At 47.4% G+C, this 211-nt stretch carries 1 tRNA gene; it reads left to right on the top strand.

Annotated features, from left to right (window positions below):
* Nucleotides 1-70 (top strand) — tRNA-Glu (locus OGY62_RS02025).
* The last annotated feature ends 141 nt before the right edge of the window (nucleotides 71-211 follow it).

Genomic DNA, 211 nt, shown 5'->3' with positions numbered 1-211 from the left:
TTCGTCTAGAGGCCCAGGACACCGCCCTTTCACGGCGGTAACAGGGGTTCGAATCCCCTAGGGGACGCCACTTGCTGGTTCGTGAGTGAAAGTCACCTGCCTTAATATCTCAAAACTCATCTTCGGGTGACGTTTGAGATATTTGCTCTTTAAAAATCTGGATCAAGCTGAAAATTGAAACGACACACGTAAAGTGTGTATGAGTCTCTCA

The sequence above is a fragment of the Citrobacter sp. CK198 genome (genome assembly GCF_030333295.1).
GTDB classification, from domain to species: Bacteria; Pseudomonadota; Gammaproteobacteria; order Enterobacterales; family Enterobacteriaceae; genus Citrobacter_B; species Citrobacter_B koseri.
This window is presented reverse-complemented; position numbering and strand designations above follow the sequence as displayed.